We start from the raw sequence: 16,444 nt of genomic DNA, 5'->3' as shown, positions 1-16,444 counted from the left end.
GTGAAGGATTCATCGGCTCAATCGACCCACTTATCGACTATGCTGCGTAAATCGGGGCTGAGGCTGATACCTAACTCTCCCATGCGATGACGATTGATGGCAATGATCGATCGCCTGGCATTCTCAACCTGAGCCCCCTCGATTGCGCCTCCTTTGAGCAGCCTGGTTGCCAGGTAGCCGGTCTGAAAGCCCATCTGATAGAAATCGATGCTGACCCCGCCAAAAAAACCATATTCGGTGAAGGATGAGTTCAAGGTGAGATCAATCTTGCGAATGCTCTTTGTCAGCAGCGGTGCCAGCTGATCCATGGTCTTGCGCTTTCCATCAGCAGGGTCCGGCACCGACATAGTGACCGGGATGTAGGCATCGATATCCGGATCATCGTTAATTTCACGGGCTTTTTGCTGCATGGCCGGTACATCCTCGGCAGGGAACAAGGCAATGCGCTGAGCATAGGGTGTGCCCTTGAGTTCGTCGAGGATCTGATCTTTGAGGATCTGGCCCACCGTATCAGTGGAGTAAAGTATGGCCACCCGTTTCACTGGTCGGTTAAGTATCGCCTCCAGTATCGAAAACTGTTCTCGCATGAAAAGGTATTCGAAGATACCGGTGATGTTGGCGACGGGAGTTCGATCCTCGATGAAGTCCGCTCGGCTGTCATAGTAACTGAGGTCACGGTTCAGTCCGGAGAAAACCATCTTTGTTTCAGGTTGGGCAAGCACATCCTCATAAAGTAGGGCGAATGCCGTATCATCGAAGGTAAACACGAGTTTCGGCCGATCACCACGAATCTCCTGCTTGATCTGCCCAACAGTCTCCAACATCTCTTCGCGTGACCGAATACGGGCATCGAGGTAGTAAGCCTTTGTCGTCAACCCGGACAAACCACCCTGCTCCAGGGCATCAAGGGCCGCCTCATACTGGGGCTGACCACAGGCGTCAGTCTTGTGGTAACTGCTTATCAGCAACACATCCACAGCCTGCGAGCCACTCATTACCGAATAGATCAAGAGAGCCACAATCCAGCGCCACCTGCGACTTACCAGCAAATAACTCATCTGTATTTCCTCCTTTCAGGGAACCGATGGTAGCCGATCAGGTTTAAACAACACGACAGCCGAACCGGTACCGGCACTGTTGTTTTTATCGGCACTAGGGGAGATATATTAAGAGTTATCCGTTTCTCCGAGGCTCCTTTTCAGGCTCCCGAGAATTTCCGGAAAAAGCAGCGAACAGCGCCCTAAACGGCAACAGGTTACGCGTTCAAAACCAACAGCATCCCTGGCTTGCCGATAACTGCCAACTGGCAGCTCAGGCTGCAATAAAATCGCTGCCATAACGACTTTGTGGTGATCGTAATGAGATCGGATACGGCTCACCAATCCAGGATTCGATTAAAACTTGGTCGGGCTCGGGATGAGTAACCAGGTCATGCAGCGGAATTGAGCCGATTTCACCATAACACCCCAGCAACCTCGACTGTGATGTCAATGATTGGCCGATTCCTGCCATTACGACCACTTTCACATTCGCTCTGTTCTGTGGTTGCCGATCATCGGTCTCCTCTTTCTCCACTATCAGATAATCTGGCTTTCAATTTCCATACTTGCCAGATCAAGTCCAGATTTCTACAACTCAGCTCTTACTGCTCTTTTTCTCTTTCTTCTTCTTTTTCTCTTTGCTGCTCTCTTTTTTCTTTTTATCTGTCACTTTAGCCTTGTTTTTAGACTGTTTGCTCTTCTCGCTACTGCTCTTCTTCTTTTTATCCTTGTTGACACTCTTAGCCGAGTCTTTGCCCGTCTTCTGTTTGCTGGATGTGCTCTTGCTGCTGCTCTTCTTGCCGGATTTGGTTCGACAGTAAGCATTGACCTTGGCGCCGGTCTTGGTGGTGTAACTCTTCACCCAACTGCAGTTTGCGTTGCTTGAGCAGGCTGACTTGCTCATTCCTTTGCAGGCCTTGGCGGCAGATGCCGTAGGATGGAACAGAATCAGGCAAGCAATCACGGCAGATAGAAACACACCTCTGAACGAAATCGACATAGAGCTCCCCTATACTTATACATTAAAAATTCGATTATAGATCAAAGCCTGCCAGACCATTTCCCTGTTGAATGTAACTCTTTTAACCAACCAGGTTAGGGCCTGTTAACACGAATCCAACAGCCCCTGGGACAATCGATGTCAGGTCGCAGCATTGGCTTTCAGCGCACAAGATAGCCTACAACCCTGATGTCGTATATTTTGAAGGGGGTGTTTTTATACTGGGAGGGAAATGGTGGCCAAAGGATACCCTGTCAGCCATATAGAATGATTGGCTTCCCTTCCGAACCTAAAAGAGTCATCTATGCGTTGTTGTCTTTCAGGTTCTATCTAATGAATGCAGTCGTTCAGTCTGACCCCGGGGATCAGTGCAATCACAACGGTCATCAGCATGATCACGGGGCTGATCAATACCATACCCAGTGCGAGCGGTTGAATGAGCAGCAGGTTGACGTCACTCATCAACAGATGAGCCATCACTTCGAGTAACATACCACCGATCAGGAGAACGCCAGCCAAAGAGACAAAGCGGCGCAAGAGCTTACAGTTGAGAAATGACATAGTACACCTCACTACTCGCGTATTAGTCACAAATACATAGTGTCGTTTAAATATGGTTTTGGCACTGACAATCCTCAATCGACACCAAAACCGGAAAAACCTATAAAGTCCCTTTCTATCCTTAGATAGCGGCAATATTAATAAGTTCTAAAGTTTTAAACTAGTAAATTATGCACAAGTTCAAATATTTTTACTATTTCATATCATCCAAGTTACTTTAATTTTCTATTTTATTTTATTGTTTTTATTATATTTATTACTATTTTTCATTTTTCAAGACATATCCAGCCTTGTAAAAATGGCTCTGATCAATGGTCATACAATTCAGGTTTTTAGCTCCATTCCCATACCGTTTCAGGTCATAATCGAAAATTGACTCCATAGGCATGGGGTAGGCATTTGACGGCCTACTCAGCCAAATACCCAATACCGACTCAGGGGTGAACATGGCAGAGTTTGCATTAGATCCGGCCCTTATCTACCTAAACCATGCGGCGGTGGCCCCCTGGCCCCAGTCGACGGTTGCCGCTGTGGAGGCGTTTGCCCGGGAAAATGGCCTCCATGGTTCACAAAACTATCCCCACTGGCTGGCCAAAGAGAGCTCCCTGCGCCAGCTGATGGCACAACTCATCAATGCACCAAACGCAGAGGATATTGCTCTGTTGAAGAGCACCTCCGAAGGACTCTCTTTTGTTGCCTATGGCCTGACATGGCAGGCTGGTGACAATATCGTCTCCATTGCTCAGGAGTTCCCTTCCAACCGGATTGTCTGGCAATCCCTGCAGAACCAGGGTGTGGAAGTCCGCTTACTCGATCTGGCCGGCAGTGAACAGCCTGAGAAAGATCTGCTCGCCCTCTGTGACAGTCGCACCAAACTGCTCTCTGTCAGCTCCATTCAATATGCGAGCGGCAGGCGCATGCAGTTGGAACCCTTGGGTGACTATTGTCAGGCCAGGGATATTGTCTTTGTCGTCGATGCGATTCAGAGTCTCGGGGCCATGCCGTTCGATGTACAAAGCTGTCAGGCCGATGTGGTGGTGGCCGATGGACATAAGTGGATGCTCGGCCCTGAGGGGCTGGCGCTTTTCTACTGCCGACCAGCACTCAGAGAGCAGCTCAAACTGAACGAGTACGGCTGGCACATGGTCGAGGAGGTGGGGGATTTTGATCAGACAGAGTGGCAAGCTGACGAATCAGCCCGTCGATTCGAATGTGGCAGCCCGAATATGCTGGGTGTGCATGCCCTGCACAACAGTCTCTCGCTGCTGCTCAACCAAGGATTGGATGAGGTCGCCACTGCCATTCAGAGTCTGACCGATTTCACTATCGATCAGGTGGATGCCAACCACTATCAGCTGATCACTCCAAGAGCTTCAGATCAGCGTGGTGGAATTGTTACTTTTATCGTGCCTGATCAGGACAATCAGTTACTTTATCAATCACTTATGGAGCAGGGAGTGATGTGCGCCTACCGTGGTGGCGGGATCCGCTTTTCACCCCATTTTTATAATACCCAGGAACAGATCACGGCAGCCTTCAAACAACTGAAAGTGCTACGGTAAAATCGTTATATTAATAGTCGGTAATTTTATGATTTAGATCAACCAATTTTTTTCCTTCTGGCATATAGTAATAATCAGGTTCAAAGAGGTACCGGATAGGTATTGAACCTTTTCAACCAACGAAAAAGTCATTTTGGGAGTCGACGGCCCGTTCTTCCCAAACATAACAGATGAGTAACGAAGGAGAGAATCGCCATGAAAAAAACCTTAAAAACCGCTTTGATTGCAGCTGCTGCCGGTTCTGCGCTGCTTATCACACTGCCTGCCCAGGCTTTCTGGGGACCTTTTGATTGGTTTGATGATGATGATTGGTATGGCCCGGGTCCTTGGGGATATCCTGGCTATTACGGTTATCCCGGCTACGGCTATGGCTATCCTGGCTACGGCTATGGCTATCCCGGCTATGGTTACGGCTATCCTGGCTACGGCCATGGCTATCCAGGCTATGGCTACGGCTATCCCTACGCTGCACCTGCTGCACCGGCGGCTCCCGCAGCACCAGCCGAATAATAGAATCGATTAATTTTTACTTACCCCGCCATTGTGGCGGGGTTTTTTCACCACACTTTGCTCAAATCCAAAAAACAATTTAAGGTTCCCACCCTATTCCCTTCCCCAGACCTATATCTGACACGCTGCTTTCTGAGCTGACCCTATGAACCTACCTGATAGACACATCTCTCTGGCCCATGGTAATGGTGGCCGGCTGATGCGCGAACTGATCGAACTGCTGTTTGCCAAACACCTGAAAAACCCGACCCTGGATGTTCAGGCTGATGCGGTCACCCTGCCCCTTGAACGTCATGGTGAACTGCTCTTCACCACCGATGGCTTCACCGTACAGCCACTCGAATTTCCTGGTGGTAACATCGGCTCGCTGTCGGTGCATGGTACGACCAATGATCTGGCAGTATCCGGCGCCATACCGAAATACCTGAGTCTGAATGCATTCATTGAAGAGGGCTTTGAAGTAGCTGCCCTGGAGCGAATCATCATCTCCATCGCCCAGGCGGCAAAGGCCATCGATGTGGCCGTTGTGGCGGGAGATACCAAGGTTGTAAGACGGGGTGAAGGCGGCGGTGTCTATCTGGCGACTACCGGCATCGGTATCAAGACTACCGAGATCAATCTGAGCATGTCACAGATTCAGCCGGGAGACCGATTGCTGGTCAGTGGACCGGTGGGCGATCACGGTATCGCTGTGATGCTGGCTCGAGAGCAGTTTGGTCTGCGTGGCGATCTCATGTCGGATGCGGCCAGTGTCTTACCCTTCACCCAGGCGTTGTTGGACTTGCCTGGACTTCGCTTCATGCGTGATCCCACTCGTGGCGGTTTGGCCACAGTGGCCCATGAGCTCTGTCGTGGCACCGGCCTGCGGGTCAATCTGGATCAATCGGCCATTCCATTACGCGATCCAGTCGTCTCTGTCTGCGATATGTTGGGCTACGACCCACTCTATCTGGCCTGTGAAGGACGTGTCGTTGCTGTCATCGCAGCCGATCAGGCCGATCAGGCACTCCAGCGCTGGCAGGCGCTGCCCGGGGGAGAACTGGCCCGAATCATTGGAGAAACAGAAAGCAACGACCCCTTTGTTGTACTGCATACCGAACTTGGTGGATCGCGCATTCTTGACGAGCTTGAGGATGATCCACTGCCCAGGATCTGCTGAGCAGTTGACAGATCTCCTTGTGACAACGGAAGCGCTGTTGAAGAATCCCCTGCCTGGGGCCTGTTAACACGAATCCAATAGGCCCCAGGACATCACCGTTACCCCAAGCAGACTGACACAGATGTCGGCTTTGTAGGTAAGCCGACATTATATTCACGGCATCCTCTTGCTGATTCAACAGGTTAGCACTGGATTGATATTTGCATTCAATGCATCAACCAGCCGTCTGCTTTGCTGCGAGCAACAGCAACGGTTCACTCAATAGCGGAGTTTTATTACAGGAGCCTCCATGAATGCTCATCACCCCTGGTCACTCTATCAGCAGCTTCTCGATCAGCTTACTGATGATGGCAGAGTCGAAGAGGTCCAGATAGGACTTACCTGGACACTGGTGCGAGACCGCTCATCAACCGGTTTGGCGATGAGTCCCGGGCGCATGACCAGAATCCTGCCCTGGTCCGGCACGCTGGTTGGTCGCAACCTGAAACAGCTGGCCGGTTGGGTTAAATCCTGGAATCAGCATGAAGCGGCAATTGGTATGGCGGCACTCAACGCGGAGATCAACAGCAACAACCCACTGACTGAATCCGCCACCCCCCTATTCCCGAAAGGCTCCGCCAATCTTGCCGTGTTTGAGCATTTCAAACCTCAGCTGACGGGAAAAAAGGTGGTGGTGATAGGGCGTTACCCAGGTATCGAACATCTGCTCGATGGTGACTTTGAACTGACCATTCTGGAGCGCAATCCGACCTCAGAGGATCTGCCGGATCCGGCGGCAGAATTTCTTCTCAGGGATGCGGAGTGGGTCTTTCTCAGTGCCACCACATTGATCAATAAGACCTTCCCCCGTCTGGCGGAACTGTCGAGGGAGGCACAAGTGGTGCTGATGGGACCCACCACCCCCTGGCTAGAGATTTTCAAGGATTATGGTATCGACTATCTTGCCGGCATACAGATCCACGCTTGCGAGCAACTCTGGCAGACAGCACGTGAAGGCGGCGGGACCCGAATCTTTGAGACCGGCGTGCGCTACGCCATCGCCGATCTCCAGAGCGATGAGCTGACCCGCCTGAAAGGTGCCATCGGATCGATCTTTAACCAGCGGGAAGGGTTGAAAAAGGAGATGGAGGCGTGGTACCAGCAGCACAATCAACCCTACCCGGGTAAACAGAACTTGCTGCAACTGGATCAGCAGCTGTCCCGACTGGATAGCCGCTATAAACAAGAGTGGGATGGTTTAAACTGTTAACCAGACCTGCCCTTTCACTGGGCAGGTCAGTGATCAGTACTGAGATCAGCGTATCGTAAGGCCCTCCCCAAGCCCGGCCATACTGGCGAGAACCGAGGCGGCGCCTGCTCCCAGGTTGCGCGCCAGGCGATCCCAGACCTCCTCCTTCTGAGTAAAGTCGACAATCTCTTCAGCTCCGATTACCTCTCTGGCCACGTAACTGCTGCTGCCGAACTCATCGATCAGTCCGAGCTTGCGCGCCTCTTCCCCACTCCAGAAAAGACCACTGAATATTTCCGGGTGTTGATCGACTTTGAGACGATCGCCTCGTCCCTCTTTGACCGTCTCGATGAACTGGTTGTGCAGCTGATCGAGCATCTGCTGGATATGGCTTTTGTCAGACTGTTCCAGTGGGGAGAATGGATCGAGTAGCCCTTTGTTCTCACCCGCAGTAATCAGGCGTCGCTCAATGCCAAGCTGCTGCATGCCATCGACGAAACCGAAGCCATTGATCAGTACACCGATGGAGCCAACCAGACTGCCCTCGTCTGCGTAGATCTTATCCGCCGCCGCAGCGATGTAGTAGCCGCCTGAGGCGCAGATATCGGAGACAACCGCATAGACCGGAATATCTGGATGCTTCTCTTTCAGCCTGCCGATTTCCCGATTGATGTAACGGGATTGAACCGGACTGCCACCCGGCGTGTTCATGCGCAGGATAATCCCCTTGGTCTTCTCATCCTCATAGGCCTTGCGCAGCGCTGTCACTACCTTGTCGGCACTGGCTTTGGTCTCGGAGGAGATCAGCCCCTTCACATTGATCAGCGCGGTGTGCTCAGACGCTGTGATCTGGTCCACCTCGAGTTTATCTGACCAGAGAAACATCCCCAGAAGGATGAACAGATAGGCAAAGGTGAGAAATTTAAAGAATATACCCCAGCGGCGACTCTTACGGTTTTCCGCCACGGTCGCCATCACCATACGGTTGAGCAGATCCCTCTCCCATTGGCTGGGTTCAGATTGGTGACGCGATTCCTCTTGCATTTTATCTGACATTAAAAAAACCTTACATGCTATTGATAAATAATTAATTTAGATAAATTCTCTAGCTTTTTACGTAGTCATCAAGCCAGTTGGGTATCATGGCAATATGATCGATACAATCGAGCGGTTTATGTTTCCGCAGACGCTCTGCCGCATGCACACCGTAGGTTACCCCCAAACAGGACATGCCTGCATTCACTGCCATCTCCATATCATATTCCGTATCACCGATCATCAGCGCCTGATGGGGATTCATGCCACTCAATTCAAGAATCTGATTAAGCATTTCCGGATGGGGCTTGGAGAAAGTCTCATCCGCACATCGGGTCAGATGGAAGAAATCACCCAATCCGGTTGTCTCCAGCGCATAATCCAATCCCTGCCGACCTTTGCCCGTTGCCACAGCCAGCATATGGCCGCGATCGGTAAGTTCCTGCAGCGTCTCTCTGGCCCCGTCGAACAGTTGAGACGGTGCTTCCTCGTCGCTGAAAAAGTGTACCCGATAGCGGGCTGCGATCTGCAGATGGAGTTGATCATCCGCATCGGGAAAAAGTTGATGGACGGCCTCCTTCAAACCCAGGCCGATGATGTTGCTGATTGAATCAGTGTCCGGTACCGGCATCCCCAAATCCCGCACAGCAGCTTCGACACAGGAGATGATTCGGGCCTCAGAATCCATTAAAGTCCCATCCCAATCAAATATTAACAACTCAAATTTCATGCTAACCCTTAAGTCTTGCCAGAACCTGGGACAAGGCATCCGGAAGTGGCGCCTCGATGACCAGTTGCCTCTTCTCACCAGGCCAACGCAGCCCGAGTTTGAAGGCGTGCAAAAACAGTCGTTTCAAACCTTTTTCTCTGAAAGCCCGATTGGCAGCCGCATCACCATACTTCTGATCACCAAGGACCGGCGACCCCAACCATTGACTGTGAACACGGATCTGATGGGTTCGGCCGGTAATCAGTTCCGCTTCAACCAGGGTCGCCTCTGTAAAACGCTCTATCCGCCTGAAGATGGTTTGAGAGGGTTTCCCCTCTGCATCCACACGCACCACACGTTCACCACCCTGCAGTGTATTCTTCTTCAGCGGCATATCCACCGTCTGCACACCTTTGCGCCAACTGCCATGGAGCAAGGCGAGATACCGTTTATCGATCCTATTTTCACGAATCAGTTCATGCAGCGTGCGTAAGGCACTGCGTTTCTTACTGATCAACAGACACCCGGAAGTATCCCGATCGAGTCGGTGGACCAGCTCCAGGTGCCGATCCTCGGGCCTGAGCTGGCGCAATACCTCGATTACACCGAAATTGACACCACTGCCTCCATGAACCGCCAGACCTGAAGGTTTATTGACCACCAAAATCCGTTCATCTTCATAGACTACGGAATTTCTCAGCAGATCCATCAGGTTTTCCGAAATCCTGCCTCCCTGGCCTGGTTTCGTGGAGAGCCTCATCGGTGGCAGGCGGATCGAATCACCACGATTGAGCTTATAGTGCGCTTTCACACGCCCCTTGTTGACCCGCACTTCGCCTTTTCGCAGGATTCTGTAGATATAGCTTTTCGGCGCCCCTTTCAGCTGGCGCATCAGGTAGTTGTCTATTCGCTGCCCGGCTTCCTCCTGAGTGATGTCGATGAATCTAACCGTTGAAGAATTCTTTGTTGATTCTGACATTTAGCGCCGATTTAATTGCATTGTAAGATTGATGTTCGGTGTGAAGATTGCTATATTCAATTCAGTTTTTCAGGCGCCGGCCAGTTTATGAACCTCAATACAGCCGACGCCCACGCGGTCAGTAAGCGATGTTGCAGCCCGATTTTTCGTTTGTGCAACCCGGATTACCAGCTTAGCGTACAGGTGCCGTTGGGACCTGGCTCTTAATCTGAACCCTCACAGCCGCGCCAGAGTGAATATCGAGTGTCAATCCGACGAATTCGGATTAGGCCCTGGAAGCGATTACCGGGCCATATAGAAAAATCCATGTCACACTCCCAGCTCTGAGCGCCTTGATCAGTTCGGTCAATAGCAGATCCCGAGCGGCGAACTTTAACAGTTTTTCAGCCGTCCGAGCTAGTTTTCTGGTTTGGAACACCCTCCCAGCCCCGGAGGTTGCTGAGTGATGCTCCAGAACTGAGCAGGCATTTGTTATGCCTGTTCATGAAGGTGTGTCGCTTTGCTCATTGGGATGGGACGTCGGGCGGCTGTACGGATAACACAATATGAAACGTATGTTGATCAACGCAACTCAACCTGAGGAGTTGCGTGTTGCCATCGTCGATGGCCAAAAACTCTTTAATCTCGATATCGAAATTCCCGGCCGGGAACAGAAAAAAGCCAACATCTACAAAGGGCGTATCACCCGTGTCGAACCCAGCCTGGAGGCCGCATTCGTCGACTACGGTGCAGAACGCCACGGCTTTTTACCCCTCAAAGAGATCTCCAGAAGTTACTTCACCAACAAAGCCAGGGAGTCATCAGGGCGCGTCAATATCCAGGAGGCGTTGAAAGAGGGTCAGGAGGTCATCGTTCAGGTCGAGAAGGAGGAGCGTGGCAATAAAGGTGCTGCGCTGACCACTTTCATCTCTCTGGCCGGACGCTATCTCGTGTTGATGCCAAACAACCCCAGAGCTGGAGGCGTCTCCCGCAGAATTGAGGGTCAGGACCGTACCGAACTGCGGGAAGCGATGAGTGAACTGCAGATCCCGGAAGATATGGGATTGATCGTACGCACTGCCGGTGTCGGCAAAAACAGCGAAGAGTTGCAGTGGGATCTGGACTATCTGATCCAGCTCTGGACTGCCATCGAGCACTCTGCTGAGAAACCCGCCCCGTTTCTGATCTACCAGGAGAGCAATGTCATCATTCGCTCCATTCGGGACTATCTGCGGGCGGATATCGGCGAGATCGTCATCGATGACGCGGATGTATACGGCCAAGCGGAGCGTTTCATCAACCAGGTGATGCCGCAATACAGCAAAAAGCTGCGCCACTACGATGATGAAGTACCCCTGTTCAGCCGCTACCAGATCGAAAGCCAGATCGAATCTGCCTTTCAACGGGAAGTCAGCCTGCCTTCCGGTGGCGCGATTGTAATCGATCATACCGAGGCCCTGACCTCTATCGATATCAACTCCGCCCGGGCAACCAAAGGCGCCGACATCGAAGAGACTGCGCTGAACACCAACCTGGAAGCAGCCGATGAGGTTGCCCGTCAGCTCAGACTACGTGATCTGGGGGGCTTGTTTGTCATCGATTTCATCGATATGACCCCTTCCCGAAATCAGCGTGAAGTGGAAAATCGTCTCAAAGAGGCGCTGAAACAGGACCGTGCACGGGTTCAGATCGGCAGGATCTCCCGCTTTGGCCTGTTGGAGATGTCGAGGCAGCGCCTGCGTCCCTCCCTTGGAGAAGCCAGTGAACAGGCTTGTCCCCGTTGCAAAGGACACGGCACAGTGCGTGGCGTGGAATCCCTCTCCCTCTCGGTGCTGAGAATCATCGAAGAGGAGGCGATGAAGGAGAATACCGGTCGCATCATGGCCCAGCTGCCGGTGGATATGGCCACCTTCCTGCTGAATGAAAAGCGCCAGATGATTCATGACATCGAGAAGCGCCAGTCGATTGAGGTTGTTCTCATTCCCAATATCCATCTGGAGACACCCAACTACCAGATTGACCGGATCCGCGCCAGCGATCTGCCGGACGAAGACGATACCGTCTCCAGCTATAAGATGGTCTCCGATGAAACGACTGAAACTGCAGAGTACATCACCGCAAAGCAGGTTAAATCCGAACAGCCGGCAGTAAAATCCATCGCACCGGCCAGCCCGGCACCACAGAGAGCGGAGGCACCGGCACCGACACCTGCACCGGCAGCAACCGATAGCCAGACTGGCGAGACCGGTTTTCTGAAAAAGATCTTCAGTATCTTCTCCTCCAAGGAAGCAGAACCTGTACAGCCTGAAGCTGAAGAGAAAAAGGCCCCCGCCCGTCAACAGTCCGGATCCAATTCGAATAACCGTCGAGGCCGACGCGCCGCTCAGCCTGGTGGGCGCAATGTAAAATCCGCCGGCGGTGAGCGTCGCGGTGACAACAGAAACCAGGACAAACCGTCCAACAGACGGCGTGGCGGCAACAAAGCAGGCGGATCTGCCGACAAGCGCGCCACACAGGAGAAAAAGCCCCAGGAGCAGGCCGCACCGGCCACGGCAGCTGCTGCAGGTGACAACACGGAAACCACGACTAAGCCGAAGTCGAGACGGGGACGTCGCGGTGGCCGCAGAAGACGCTCAGCCGCTGAACGGAACAATGAGCAGACCACTGTAAACAATGGCGCAACCGAAGCGACTTCGGAAGCGCCAGCTCAGGAGAAGTCTCAAGAGAAGAGTCAGGAGAAACCGAAGCGACAACAGCCCAGGGCACAGAAGAAACCTGCCTCGCCCAGGGCCGCTAAAGTTGAAACATCGACTGAGGCAAAACAAGAGACCGAGTCGCGGGATGACAACAGCCGGGTTGAGGCAAAACAGAAACCTCAACAGGTTGATCGCGTTGCTGAGAGAGCAGAAGCTGGGCCAAAAGAGAAGCCAAAGGCCAAACCTCAACCCGAGCAACAAGCCAAATCTGCCCAGTCTGAGCCTGCAACAGCCAAACCGGTAGAATCCCAGGCAAGCTCAGAGAGCAAGCCGGAGGCTGGTCTCAAGCCGGCGAAAAAGCGTGAAACAACCACAGCTGAATCGAAACCGAGTGAGCAGAAAGCCAAACCGGCGAAACCTGCCGGGCAGGTTGAGACAACCAAGGCTAAAACCGAGATTAAGGAGAAGCCGGCGGAAACCAAAGCAACACAGACCTCTGCCCGCAAAGAGCCTGTCGAGAACGCTGTGAAACCAAAGCCAAAGCCAAAGCCAAAACCCAAAGCGGTGAAGCTGCAGCAGGTTGAGACCAAACCGATCGCTCAAGAGAGCAAAGCGGAAAGCGCCAAGGTTGAAAAACCGAAAACGAATGCCACTGCCGAAACACAAATAGCGAAAGCGGAAGCCAAGGCTACACCTGAATCACAAGCAGCAAAGCCGGAAGCCAGGGCCACACCTCGACCACAAGCAGCGAAACCGGAAGCCAGGGCGACCATTGAAAAGGCTCAGGAGAGCCGTGCTCAGCCAGCATCCAAAACCGTTCAGGTTGAGACCAAGAAGCCTGCAGCCAATACCGACGTCAAAGTTGCTGACGCCAGTGGAGATTGATTCTTAAGTTGTGAAGGTCAGGGAGGGGCTGAGCCCCTCCTTCTGCCTGAGCCAAGCTCAATTCAAACAGAAACCATTCAGGGATTTTGCAAAGTATATCCGGGGATATTGGATCGATGATCAATCCAGACTGAAACCTCTCCAGGCTTAGCGTATAAGATGCTGCTGACGTATATGTTCAAGCAGTCCGCGGGAGGCCTCTTCAACCATATCAAAGACATTTTCGAAACCGGCGGCACCTCCATAATAAGGATCAGGCACCTCCTGCTCTTTTCGACCGGGGGCAAAATCCATAAACAGATGCAACCGATGCTCCTCCCCTGACGGACAGAGAGCACTCAAGTCCTCAAAGTTTGAGCGATCCATGGCCAACACATAGTCAAATTGATCGAAGTCGCTCAGCCTCACCTGGCGGGCACGCAGATCACTCAGATCGATACCCCGTTTGTTCGCGGTTTCCCGAGCACGCCGATCCGGTTTGCCACCCGCATGGTAGTCGATGGTACCGGCAGAATCGGTAATGATTCTGTCACTCAAACCTGCCTTTTCCACAATATCCCGGAAGACACCCTGTGCGGTTGGGGATCGACAAATGTTGCCCATGCAAACGAACAGAACCTCGATTCTTTCACTACCTGTCATATCGCTATTCTCATACCTTTAATCGGGTGACGACGCCTGCAGCCAGCTGCCATCATGGCGCTATTCAAATTGGGATAGTCTACCCTATTCGGCAGAGTCCGGTTTGATTACCAAGGAAAGATATTACTGATTGATGATGATTGAGAGGCCGGTTGGAATCTGTCCAATCCCCAATCCGGAATTATCCACTATCTATTGGAAGGCCTGAATGGCAGCCCCTTCTTGGGCAGCCCGCCCTTTTTGACCTTATCAACTTTCAACTCGAGATTGTGTTTTTTGCCACGTCGTACAACCGTCGCAGTGGAATGATCCACGGATTCCAGCTTCCAGTCATTCTGACTCATACCCTGGGCAACCCGTAGTAAGCGGTTGGTATTGAGATCCCGGATCACGGCAACCCTGTTCTTCGGCGTGATCACAACCCCTTCCAGTCGGAGTTTCAATGGTATCTGCCGTGCGACAGGCTTGCTGACCTCCTTCTCTGGCTCCGCTGGAGGTACCCGCCCCTCCCTGAACAGGGGGCGATCCATGATCTCCTGATAGACAGTCACTGATGGAGGGTTAAAACGGGTGAGTGAGGCTTTTTTGGCTGTCTGGTTCGAAGCGGAGCTGGCCGGAAGATTCTCCGATGCATTCACCTCTACCGGATTACTCCACTGATAGACAAACATCGCGGATGCCAGACCGATGACGATCAACAGCAGCAGGGTCAGAAAGTTGAAAAATGTTTTCCAGGGACTCATGAATCCTGCCCCTTCAAATACCCCACTAATTTAAAGTCGATATCCAGCAGTTCGAGGGTTTTTTTGATCTTTTTGTTTGCCGGCAACCGGCGTCTGGCAATCGGACGACTTCGAATCACGATCTCATCGACAAACAGGAAAGGTTTTTCACTCTCCAGTTTGTGGAATATCGAGACACTGTTCTCCAGAGTGCTTTTCATGCGCACACGAATCGCCACCCGACTGAAGCCATCCTCCTGATCGTTACTTACAATCTGGGTACTGAGAATTTCACCCTGCTTGGATGAGACAACTCCCTTCACCCGGCGCTGCAGTTCAGCCTTCGCCAGGGAATCGGTTTTGCTCTGCAGATAGCGACGATCCGACTGACGGACGCGTTTCAGACGGGCCGCTTCCGACTGATAATGGTCCGCTTGTGAATAGATCCGCTGATAGAGCTGAATCTGATGCTGATGATTGCTGATCTTTTCATCATAGTGACTGTTCAGTGTCCAGGCCGGATAGATCACTGCAAACAGACTCAAGCCGACCAGTAACAGCAACAGCCCCAATGCCAGTAGGCGACTCTGTGTGGGTGTCAGGGATTCTATCATTCACCCCTCCCCAGCAGCTGTTGCGGTTGCGGTTGCATCGATCATGTCTCTTCCCCCGCCTGGCTGGAGATCAACTCAGCTGAGATATGAAAGCGCTCTGTTTTGTTCTTTTTGTTCTGTGTTACAGGTGAACGGAAGGAGACGTTTTGAAACAGCTTGGATGATTCGATCAGTGGTATCAGTACCGCGGAAGCGACAGATTGCCCATGAATGTGCACCTTATCGTCACGGATTTCGAAATGGTTCACCCAGGTATCATCCGGCAGCAGCAGGGTCAGCTCATTGAGTACCTCAAGTATCTGCATCGAGGATCTTTTCTTATCCTCTAGAAATCTGTTTTCCAACTCGGCATTGGCAACCGAATCCCTCAGTTTCGAGACCTCATTGGCCTGCTGCTGACTCTGTTTAAGCTGATCTTCCAGCTGAGCCGCCAGTTTGGATTTCTGCCATACCGGCAGCACCAGATTACCGATCAGCACCACCAGTAGTATGAAAAAAAGTAACAGATTGATTAGCCGGTAGCGCTTGCGGGGTTTTTCCCGCTTTTCCGGAGGCAGTAAATTGACTGCATTGAGTTTAGGGTCGGTCTCCTCACAGGGTGAGATTGCGTTGATCCTGACGTTGTTTTCATCCAACTGCTCCAGGGCATGTGAGATTTTATCCACCGGGGCCAGTATCAGGGTGATATCGAGTGTGCGATTCTGCTTGTCCCGCCCATTGATCACATAGTCATAGTAGACCTGGCTGGCATTGAAGGGGGTCTGGCGATCCATCTCAAATGCCAGCACCTCTCTCAGATTCTCTTCCGCCTCGATCGGCAGAGTGACCTTTTTGAACAAATATTTCTTTCTTTCCAGACAGAGGCGTATCTCACTCGCAGAAGCCAGCAACCGCTTCTGGTCCGGATTATCAAAATCGATGACCTTCAGATAATTCTGCTCAACCTCTTCACCACTGAGACCATGGTTGACGATCCGAAGCGACTCATCCTCATAGAGCAACTGCGCCGGTCTGCCGCCACTGAACAACGCGCGCAAGCCCTCCGGCATGAACGAACTGATTTCGCCACTCCACCAGCTCCAGAAACCCAGCCATTGATATTTTAATGTTTGTACGGCCATTT

At 52.0% G+C, this 16,444-nt stretch carries 15 protein-coding genes; 5 read left to right on the top strand and 10 right to left on the bottom strand.

Features of this window, described 5'->3' with window-relative positions; translation table 11 throughout:
• Positions 1-17: 17 nt before the first annotated feature.
• The 3 genes from A3193_RS07330 to A3193_RS07315 form a co-directional block, all read right to left on the bottom strand.
• Positions 18-1,058, bottom strand: a complete 1,041-nt coding sequence (locus A3193_RS07330) for an ABC transporter substrate-binding protein (protein WP_069014420.1) — start codon at positions 1,056-1,058, stop codon at positions 18-20.
• Positions 1,059-1,635: 577 nt separating this feature from the next.
• Complete coding sequence (locus A3193_RS07320) at positions 1,636-2,040, bottom strand: hypothetical protein (RefSeq protein ID WP_069014418.1); 405 nt, start codon at positions 2,038-2,040, stop codon at positions 1,636-1,638.
• A 330-nt stretch (positions 2,041-2,370) separates the two neighbouring features.
• Positions 2,371-2,601, bottom strand: a complete 231-nt coding sequence (locus A3193_RS07315; protein WP_069005532.1) for a hypothetical protein — start codon at positions 2,599-2,601, stop codon at positions 2,371-2,373.
• Between the two features lie 446 nt (positions 2,602-3,047).
• On the opposite strand from A3193_RS07315, the gene A3193_RS07305 reads away from it, so the two are divergent.
• The 4 genes from A3193_RS07305 (at position 3,048) to A3193_RS07290 (ending at position 7,081) form a co-directional block, all read left to right on the top strand.
• Positions 3,048-4,163 (top strand): aminotransferase class V-fold PLP-dependent enzyme, encoded by a 1,116-nt coding sequence (locus tag A3193_RS07305; protein WP_069014416.1) that lies wholly within the window; start codon positions 3,048-3,050, stop codon positions 4,161-4,163.
• 195 nt (positions 4,164-4,358) lie between these two features.
• Positions 4,359-4,673, top strand: coding sequence for a hypothetical protein (locus A3193_RS07300; protein ID WP_069005535.1), 315 nt, complete (start codon positions 4,359-4,361; stop codon positions 4,671-4,673).
• Between the two features lie 145 nt (positions 4,674-4,818).
• Positions 4,819-5,832, top strand: coding sequence for a hydrogenase expression/formation protein HypE (hypE, locus tag A3193_RS07295; protein WP_069014415.1), 1,014 nt, complete (start codon positions 4,819-4,821; stop codon positions 5,830-5,832).
• A 289-nt stretch (positions 5,833-6,121) separates the two neighbouring features.
• Positions 6,122-7,081, top strand: coding sequence for a DUF364 domain-containing protein (locus tag A3193_RS07290; protein ID WP_069005537.1), 960 nt, complete (start codon positions 6,122-6,124; stop codon positions 7,079-7,081).
• Between the two features lie 45 nt (positions 7,082-7,126).
• Here the strand turns inward: A3193_RS07290 and sppA are convergent, their stop codons facing one another.
• From sppA to rluC, 3 genes are read right to left on the bottom strand one after another with little or no spacing between them, the layout of a single operon-like run.
• Positions 7,127-8,116 (bottom strand): signal peptide peptidase SppA, encoded by a 990-nt coding sequence (gene sppA, locus A3193_RS07285; protein WP_069005538.1) that lies wholly within the window; start codon positions 8,114-8,116, stop codon positions 7,127-7,129.
• 49 nt (positions 8,117-8,165) lie between these two features.
• A complete protein-coding gene (locus A3193_RS07280) occupies positions 8,166-8,825 on the bottom strand; it encodes an HAD-IA family hydrolase (RefSeq protein ID WP_069014414.1) in 660 nt (219 codons plus the stop codon).
• 1 nt (position 8,826) lies between these two features.
• A complete protein-coding gene (gene rluC / locus A3193_RS07275; protein ID WP_069014413.1) occupies positions 8,827-9,783 on the bottom strand; it encodes a 23S rRNA pseudouridine(955/2504/2580) synthase RluC in 957 nt (318 codons plus the stop codon).
• 545 nt (positions 9,784-10,328) lie between these two features.
• On the opposite strand from rluC, the gene rne reads away from it, so the two are divergent.
• Positions 10,329-13,343 carry a ribonuclease E gene (gene rne / locus A3193_RS07270; RefSeq protein ID WP_083218604.1) on the top strand — a complete coding sequence of 1,005 codons (3,015 nt, stop codon included), beginning with the start codon at positions 10,329-10,331 and terminating at the stop codon, positions 13,341-13,343.
• A 147-nt stretch (positions 13,344-13,490) separates the two neighbouring features.
• Here the strand turns inward: rne and A3193_RS07265 are convergent, their stop codons facing one another.
• From A3193_RS07265 to A3193_RS07250, 4 genes are all read right to left on the bottom strand, one after another.
• On the bottom strand, positions 13,491-13,985 hold the full coding sequence (locus A3193_RS07265; RefSeq protein WP_069014412.1) for a low molecular weight protein-tyrosine-phosphatase: 495 nt from the start codon (positions 13,983-13,985) through the stop codon (positions 13,491-13,493).
• Between the two features lie 188 nt (positions 13,986-14,173).
• Entirely contained in the window at positions 14,174-14,728 is a 555-nt protein-coding gene (locus A3193_RS07260; protein WP_069014411.1) for a type II secretion system protein N, read from the bottom strand.
• Positions 14,725-15,321, bottom strand: a complete 597-nt coding sequence (gspM, locus tag A3193_RS07255; RefSeq protein ID WP_069005543.1) for a type II secretion system protein GspM — start codon at positions 15,319-15,321, stop codon at positions 14,725-14,727. The genes A3193_RS07260 and gspM overlap by 4 nt, the downstream gene beginning before the upstream one ends.
• Before the next feature lie 41 nt (positions 15,322-15,362).
• Positions 15,363-16,442 (bottom strand): PilN domain-containing protein, encoded by a 1,080-nt coding sequence (locus tag A3193_RS07250; protein WP_069019960.1) that lies wholly within the window; start codon positions 16,440-16,442, stop codon positions 15,363-15,365.
• Between the last annotated feature and the right edge of the window lie 2 nt (positions 16,443-16,444).

This window comes from Candidatus Thiodiazotropha endoloripes, assembly GCF_001708965.1.
Lineage (GTDB): Bacteria > Pseudomonadota > Gammaproteobacteria > Chromatiales > Chromatiaceae > Thiodiazotropha > Thiodiazotropha endoloripes.
Note: the sequence above shows the minus strand (reverse complement) of the source record. Positions and strands in the feature narration are given on the sequence as shown.

Bases quoted from the DNA above. Each gene is read 5' to 3' on its own strand.
- A3193_RS07315 (WP_069005532.1), bottom strand. From the start codon at position 2,601: ATGTCATTTCTCAACTGTAAGCTCTTGCGCCGCTTTGTCTCTTTGGCT.
- A3193_RS07290 (WP_069005537.1), top strand. From the start codon at position 6,122: ATGAATGCTCATCACCCCTGGTCACTCTATCAGCAGCTTCTCGATCAG.
- rne (WP_083218604.1), top strand. From the start codon at position 10,329: ATGAAACGTATGTTGATCAACGCAACTCAACCTGAGGAGTTGCGTGTT.
- hypE (WP_069014415.1), top strand. From the start codon at position 4,819: ATGAACCTACCTGATAGACACATCTCTCTGGCCCATGGTAATGGTGGC.
- sppA (WP_069005538.1), bottom strand. From the start codon at position 8,116: ATGTCAGATAAAATGCAAGAGGAATCGCGTCACCAATCTGAACCCAGC.
- A3193_RS07260 (WP_069014411.1), bottom strand. From the start codon at position 14,728: ATGAGTCCCTGGAAAACATTTTTCAACTTTCTGACCCTGCTGCTGTTG.
- A3193_RS07265 (WP_069014412.1), bottom strand. From the start codon at position 13,985: ATGACAGGTAGTGAAAGAATCGAGGTTCTGTTCGTTTGCATGGGCAAC.
- A3193_RS07305 (WP_069014416.1), top strand. From the start codon at position 3,048: ATGGCAGAGTTTGCATTAGATCCGGCCCTTATCTACCTAAACCATGCG.
- A3193_RS07320 (WP_069014418.1), bottom strand. From the start codon at position 2,040: ATGTCGATTTCGTTCAGAGGTGTGTTTCTATCTGCCGTGATTGCTTGC.
- gspM (WP_069005543.1), bottom strand. From the start codon at position 15,321: ATGATAGAATCCCTGACACCCACACAGAGTCGCCTACTGGCATTGGGG.
- rluC (WP_069014413.1), bottom strand. From the start codon at position 9,783: ATGTCAGAATCAACAAAGAATTCTTCAACGGTTAGATTCATCGACATC.
- A3193_RS07300 (WP_069005535.1), top strand. From the start codon at position 4,359: ATGAAAAAAACCTTAAAAACCGCTTTGATTGCAGCTGCTGCCGGTTCT.
- A3193_RS07330 (WP_069014420.1), bottom strand. From the start codon at position 1,058: ATGAGTTATTTGCTGGTAAGTCGCAGGTGGCGCTGGATTGTGGCTCTC.
- A3193_RS07280 (WP_069014414.1), bottom strand. From the start codon at position 8,825: ATGAAATTTGAGTTGTTAATATTTGATTGGGATGGGACTTTAATGGAT.
- A3193_RS07250 (WP_069019960.1), bottom strand. From the start codon at position 16,442: ATGGCCGTACAAACATTAAAATATCAATGGCTGGGTTTCTGGAGCTGG.